The organism is Paenibacillus sp. P3E (assembly GCF_001909045.1).
In the GTDB taxonomy this organism is placed as follows: domain Bacteria; phylum Bacillota; class Bacilli; order Paenibacillales; family Paenibacillaceae; genus Paenibacillus_AQ; species Paenibacillus_AQ helianthi.
The window spans coordinates 1-6,174 of sequence record NZ_LVWH01000053.1; the positions used below are offsets into that span (position 1 = coordinate 1).

Sequence of the window (6,174 nt, forward strand, 5' to 3'; positions counted from 1 at the left end):
ATTTATATAATTCTTATAACAACTAATAAAGTTAGTTTCTTTTCGAAATCATAGTTGCTGGACATCCATGGTTCTGCCATCATCATGCCAAATTGCTGGAAGAGGATGTACTTATGGCTTGGCATATCGCATGCTCAGTAAAGACTAATTGTGCAGTAAATTCCAGTTCGGCAAATTATGAAAGTGAATATTTCTGCGTTCATTCTTCCAGGTTTGGCTGCAAATGATGCCGAATTACTTAACGAATTTGCAAAGACTGACTGTACCCTTCTTTTCTCAAAGGAAAGGTGTTTCTTACATTAATAAAAGAAGGTGAGATCATGGCTGACAGCATTGAACAAGTTCATGAGATTATAAGGGAATGTACGAAATTGGGTTATGCACTCAAACAAGTGGCTTGTCTAAATCAAAAAACATTATTTAGCGTTCAAGAGGTTAATGCTTATGGTGAAAGAAGTTTGATGATTGATCTCGTACTTGAAGAACTTTGTCTAAACTTTTTTAAGGGTATTCCGGCTGTCCGTAATATTATCAGTGAAGAAAGTGGTTATCTGGACTTTAACCGGGGGAGGTTTACTGTAATCCTTGATCCTCTGGACGGTACTAAAAATTTTACTATGGGTTTATCTTACTACGCCTGTTCAATAGCTATTTTGGACGAGAATGGCGAAGTATGTGGGGCATATGTAATTAATTTAGCTAATGGTCATGAATACACTGCTATCAAAGGAAAAGGCGCATTTCGAAACGGACAGCCGATCCATACTTTGATGCAGCAACGGCTGAATCAGGGAGACGGCATATTTGTTGGATTAGCAAAGACGGAATGGGGGCTGCAAGCCATGAAAAGGGTAATTCTTCAGCTTAAGAGCTACAGGGCTATGGGATGTGCGGCACTGGATCTCTGCTGTTTGGCGAGTGGTGCTGCTTCGGTTTTTGTTGATATCAGCTATACGGCGAAACTGGTTGATGTTCTTGCTTCATCCCTGATTCTTGAGGAAGCGGGAGGTTGGGTTACTACTGAGAAGGGGACTTCCATCACACTACTGACTACACAAGGAAATATCACCGAAATTACTCTTCAGCAAAAATTTTGTACTCTTGGAGCTTCCAATGCTTCTTTGCAGGAGATTTTAATGGATACAATCGGATTGCAGGGATCGGTCTGGCTATGAATAAAAAACTAGGAATAATGGTGTAGGCAAAACCACAATGATAGAAATGCTTGCGGAAAAGTTATGTAATGAAGGGAAGGAGGTTCTTTTAACTATGTAGCCAACGCCAGAAATGCGTCAGCTTCAAATTTTTAAAACTTTTATTTATGAACCTGAAAAACGTCATCTGGTTGATTACAACGCCCTGCAAATGTACATGTTCGCAGACCGCTTGCAGCATTATAGAGAGATTATTGAGCCTGCTCTACAAATGTCGTCGATCAGGTGGGACTTGCGATGTCTATGTGGAACCGCATGTTTGCTGTACCAGCCTGAGTTAATTACCCTTGCAGCGCTGCCCTACCGCTTATTAGCGCGATTATGACTTTGAGCTTTTTAAGAGGAAAGGGCTGCACGGCTTCATGATTCGCAAAGAACTTAAACCTTACGGAAAATCCAGCATTATTGAAGGGAATCTACCTTCAGGCAGTCGAGTGCTGCTGATTGACGATGTGACGGGTGCAGGTTCAGCTGTGGCAAGATGTTGTGAAATATTACACGAACTGGGCATAGAAATGGTAGGGTATTCATCAATCGTTGACCGTCAAGAACAGGCTGGTCACAATTTGCGCGAACAATTCGGCGTAGAATGGCTTCCGCTTGTTTTAATCGGTGAATATTAAGGAGTTAACACATAATGGATAATGCAGTTGGGATTATTGGGGGAAGCGGGCTCTATCAATTATTGGAGCATCATGACTCTTTTATGATGACAACACCATATGGAGATCCATCCTCGGCCATTCAGTCTGGTGTTATTGCTGGCAAACAGGTATATTTCATTGCCAGGCATGGAATAAAGCATGAGATTCCCCCGCACAAAGTTAATTACAGGGCCAATATCCAGGCATTTTATAACCTTGGTGTACGAAAATTGATAGCGACACACGCAGTGGGTAGCTTGAATCCTGCTATGGTCTCAGGAGATTTTGTGCTATCCCATCAGTTTGTGAACAGAACATGGGGACGACAGGATACCTTTTTTGACGGTCCGGAAACGGTTCATGTTTCAGCCAGTGACCCTTTTTGTGAAGATTTGAGAGTTATTGCGGAAGAGAGCCTCATATCATCAAAATACCGTTTTCACAATGAAGCGGTAATGCTGGTTATACAAGGGCCGCGTTTCAACACGCGTGCTGAGAACCGGATTTATTATCACGAAGGAAATGATGTCATCTCTATGACTGGATATCCAGAAGCAGTATTGGCCCGTGAACGTGGAATATGCTATATGTCACTTGGAGTTGTTACAGATATGGCCTGTGTGCTGAATAGTCAGGACCATCCAGATCTTCCCACTACACATGAAGACGTTGTTAACAACTTTGCAGCCTCCGTAGAAAGAATGACTGCAGTTCTGGGAGTTGTACTGACTAAAATCGAACCCGAACAATGCAGGTGCGCTTGTGCGGGTTCATTAAAAGGAGCTCATGTCTAATGATCAATCAGTGGCTTAATGTAAGGAGTTTGCTCACGGAAGAACAGTTACAGAAAATATATAAATATGAAGAGGTCGAAGAGTACCGGAAATATCACCCGGCTCAGGTTATCGAACATGCTATATCTAAGGAGCGTTGGATCGGCATCCCAGAACCAGTTAAACAAAGCTACCGTATGGTTGGCCGCCAAACGCCATTGCAGCGTGCATACCGCTTAGAAAAAGCTTGGGGGACAACTAATCGGATATATATCAAACGTGAAGATACTTTAAGCAATGGGAGCTTTAAGATCACTTCAGCTTTACCGCAAGCTTACTATGGTTCAGTGGAGGGTAAAACGGCTGTAATTACCGAAACGGGTGCAGGTCAAACAGGTGTTGCAGCGGCACTTGCTGCAAAACTGACTGGTTTAAATTGTAAAGTCTATATGGTCCGCAGTTCTTATGAATTAAAGAAGCTAAGGGTCCTTATGATGAAAATGTACGGAGCGGACGTTATAGCTTCGCCAAGTGATCAAACAGAGGCAGGAAGGGTATTTCTGGCTAGAGGTGAAAGAAACGGTTCTATCGCATTTGCAACCTCTGAGGTACTGGAAGAAATTGCACAAGCGAATGGTAGTATTAACATTGCAGGCTCATTATTTGATTTCGTGCTTACTTACAATACTGTAATTGGATTAGAGGTAATAGACCAGCTTACCAGTCACAATATAGAACCGGATATCGTGATTGGCTGTGTAGGCGGTGGCAGTTCTTTTGGTGGCTTTGCCCTACCACTTGTAGATTATTATGGAGAACGGTTGGAACGTGTGATTTGTACTGAATCTACAGCCATTCCAACGCTTACCAAAGGTGAATATGGTTACGATTATGCAGATGGAGAAGGAGGGGGCAGTAAACTGCTGATGTATTCCTTGGGGTATGATTTTAGACCACCAGCAATGCACGCTTCTGGTTTGCGCTATCATGCTGCGGCTCCGATCGTATCCCACTTTGTCAATCAAGGCATCATTGAGGCTCAAGCCTTTGATGAAACGGAGGCCATGGCTTCGGCTATTGAACTCGCTAGGAATGAAGGGATCATCGCTTCACCGGAAAGCTCTTATACAATAAATGCGATTAAAAAAATGTGTCGTCAATATGAGAATAGAAATATCGTTGCCTTGCTGACAGGAAACGGTCAGCTTGATCTTGAATCCTATGGCGGCTTTTTGTGATGCGGATGCATTTATTACAACGCAGAACCGACAATGGCTTATGGGGGTTACCTGGTGGCTCATTAGAGTTAGGAGAGACCCTCCCAGAGGTAGCTAAGAGAGAACTATTAGAGGCGACAGGTTTAATCGCAAATTCATTAACATTGTTTGATGTGTTTTCAGGCGACGAGTTTTATTACAAATATCCTCATGGAGACGAAGTGTATAATGTTGTGACTGCTTATTTATGTAATGATTATATCGGCACTTTAGAAAAGAATAGAGAAGAAGTGATAGAATTACGTTTTTTTGATTATAAGGAAATTCCTTTTGAGATTAAATCCACCCGATTTGCCAATAATCAAGCAATTTCTGTTACACTCCCTCGAAATGATTCAGTTTTCTCACTCTGACTCATGAATTCGCAGGATTTCATCCTGTAGTTAAAGTGAAGAAGAGGATGATGAAGGAGCCGGTGGCCGGGAGATGGAGAATTGGGCATGCGTAAATAAAGGGTGAATATAGATCACCCATATTGCATTTGTGAAGGTCTGAGCTTTTGATCTTCAAAATCGGCCATCTTTTTAGCGCATAACAACGGATTAGAGTTTCGTGGAACAATTATAAAAACAGGGAGTTTTGAAAATGTACTAATTTAGCGTTCTCAGACGATCTCTAGCAGGAGGTGCTATAGCATAAAAAAACCCCGGGAATCGGGAGCTTCTCAACAGCAAAACTTGAATTAATTTGTAACATCGGAAATAGATGAACTAGTTTTTCCGAAAAATTCTCCATTAACGTTACTACCGCCACCACTCCATTGAAGCGTATAGTCTCCACCACGCATGCCTTGTTCGTAAACATGTTGGAAATTTTTCCATGTAATAGATCCATCTCCTGGAATCACCTCGGAAAAATATACCCAACCTGAATTTTTGTGTGTTAGGCTAACAGTAACTGAACTGCTACTATAGTTTTTCATAAGCAGTTTAATATGGCCATATCCCTCATTTATAGTAAAGGTTTTTGGTACAACTGCGCCTCCCGTCACGGTACCCCCAATGGGGTTGGACGTATCAATAACAAATATTTCAAAAAAAACGACTTGCGTTTTCCATATGTATCCATGCGAGAGAGAATCTCGCTCAGCTGTTTGCTCGTCTCCTGCTGGCCTTTCCGGATCTCATCACTGAGCCTCTCATTAGTAGAGGCCGCCTCGCCTCGTGCATCAGCTAACTTCCCCCTGAGACGTTCGAACTTTTGGCGATCCCAGCTCACGTTGCTTTTGATTATCCTCTCGCTCACGTTGCATGGTTTCTATGAGCGTGCGGTTATAATTCTCCTGCCGCTCAAACTGTGCCATCACCGCAGAATGTAGACTCGTTAAGGCTTCCGAAGATACATCGCTCACACCATTCGCAGCAATCACGTCTATGAGCTACGTTTATCTTAGACACCCGATAAAGGTGAAGGTGAGGATATTCAAAGGGTCAATTCTATGGCTGCAGCAGTTTTCCCAAATGTCGGCATATTAAAACAATCGAAGTAGTATAACAGAGCAGTAATCCTGTTGCCAAGTTATTTTAATTCTCTGAATTTGAGGTGTTGTTTTTTGCAATAGCATGTCTTTCTCAGTGATGACATTTGAATCTTCCTTGGCTAACATCCAACCTACATGGCGAATGTTGTTTAACTGATAAAAATCTTATGTATATGCATTCACCAGCACCACCGCTGTTCGTTGTTTAAACAGCTCTTTGTAGCCCCGGCTTCCTCTAGTCGGGAACGTGTACTTAAGTCAGTCCGTATCGTTCTTTAATCTTGAATACTTTCTGACAGCCATCTTTCTTCCACGGACGCATGGTGCATAATGGCCGGAAGTGTTCTTTTTTGGTTTTGATTAGTTTTTTATTTCGCATATTGTAGTCAATGAGCGGCTTCGTTACAATCGTCCACACCTGTGTGTTAGACAATTCGAAACTTATCCCGCAGTAAGCAACTCTTGCTCTATATTCAGATCCGCATGCTGGGCAGTCAGTGCTGTTAGGTCTTTTTGTTGTGGTGTGCATCTTCTCACAGGTGGGACCATTGGCTTTTTAAACCATTGGATAAGTCAAAAGGCTCGAATGTAATTTGCTCCATGCGTGGATTTTGTAATAGCCATCTATAATACCACCCTAAAATTATGAATAAAATGGGCTATAGTCAAATTATATCCTTTTAAAAAGAAAATATTTACATAAATAGATAATTGTTGTACGATTTTGATGTGGTGATATTTAAAGCATAGTTTGTATGAACATAAAGAGGGGAATGATCATTATTA

General features: G+C 41.9%; 6 protein-coding genes. 5 read left to right on the forward strand and 1 reads right to left on the reverse strand.

Annotation, left to right across the window (positions count from 1 at the left end):
• Window positions 1-320: 320 nt before the first annotated feature.
• The 5 genes from A3842_RS06835 (at window position 321) to A3842_RS06860 (ending at window position 4,261) form a co-directional block, all read left to right on the forward strand.
• Complete coding sequence (locus A3842_RS06835) at window positions 321-1,175, forward strand: inositol monophosphatase family protein (RefSeq protein ID WP_074083983.1); 855 nt, start codon at window positions 321-323, stop codon at window positions 1,173-1,175.
• 401 nt (window positions 1,176-1,576) lie between these two features.
• Window positions 1,577-1,837, forward strand: coding sequence for a hypothetical protein (locus A3842_RS06845; RefSeq protein ID WP_074100862.1), 261 nt, complete (start codon window positions 1,577-1,579; stop codon window positions 1,835-1,837).
• 14 nt (window positions 1,838-1,851) lie between these two features.
• Window positions 1,852-2,652, forward strand: coding sequence for an MTAP family purine nucleoside phosphorylase (locus A3842_RS06850; RefSeq protein ID WP_074083986.1), 801 nt, complete (start codon window positions 1,852-1,854; stop codon window positions 2,650-2,652).
• Complete coding sequence (locus tag A3842_RS06855; protein ID WP_074083987.1) at window positions 2,652-3,869, forward strand: TrpB-like pyridoxal phosphate-dependent enzyme; 1,218 nt, start codon at window positions 2,652-2,654, stop codon at window positions 3,867-3,869. The genes A3842_RS06850 and A3842_RS06855 overlap by 1 nt, the downstream gene beginning before the upstream one ends.
• Entirely contained in the window at window positions 3,869-4,261 is a 393-nt protein-coding gene (locus A3842_RS06860) for an NUDIX hydrolase (protein WP_074100863.1), read from the forward strand. Before A3842_RS06855 ends, A3842_RS06860 begins: the two co-directional genes overlap by 1 nt.
• Before the next feature lie 329 nt (window positions 4,262-4,590).
• Here the strand turns inward: A3842_RS06860 and A3842_RS31895 are convergent, their stop codons facing one another.
• On the reverse strand, window positions 4,591-4,899 hold the full coding sequence (locus A3842_RS31895) for a hypothetical protein (protein WP_143186183.1): 309 nt from the start codon (window positions 4,897-4,899) through the stop codon (window positions 4,591-4,593).
• Between the last annotated feature and the right edge of the window lie 1,275 nt (window positions 4,900-6,174).

Bases quoted from the DNA above. Each gene is read 5' to 3' on its own strand.
- A3842_RS06835 (WP_074083983.1), top strand. From the start codon at position 321: ATGGCTGACAGCATTGAACAAGTTCATGAGATTATAAGGGAATGTACG.
- A3842_RS06845 (WP_074100862.1), top strand. From the start codon at position 1,577: ATGATTCGCAAAGAACTTAAACCTTACGGAAAATCCAGCATTATTGAA.
- A3842_RS06850 (WP_074083986.1), top strand. From the start codon at position 1,852: ATGGATAATGCAGTTGGGATTATTGGGGGAAGCGGGCTCTATCAATTA.
- A3842_RS06855 (WP_074083987.1), top strand. From the start codon at position 2,652: ATGATCAATCAGTGGCTTAATGTAAGGAGTTTGCTCACGGAAGAACAG.
- A3842_RS06860 (WP_074100863.1), top strand. From the start codon at position 3,869: ATGCGGATGCATTTATTACAACGCAGAACCGACAATGGCTTATGGGGG.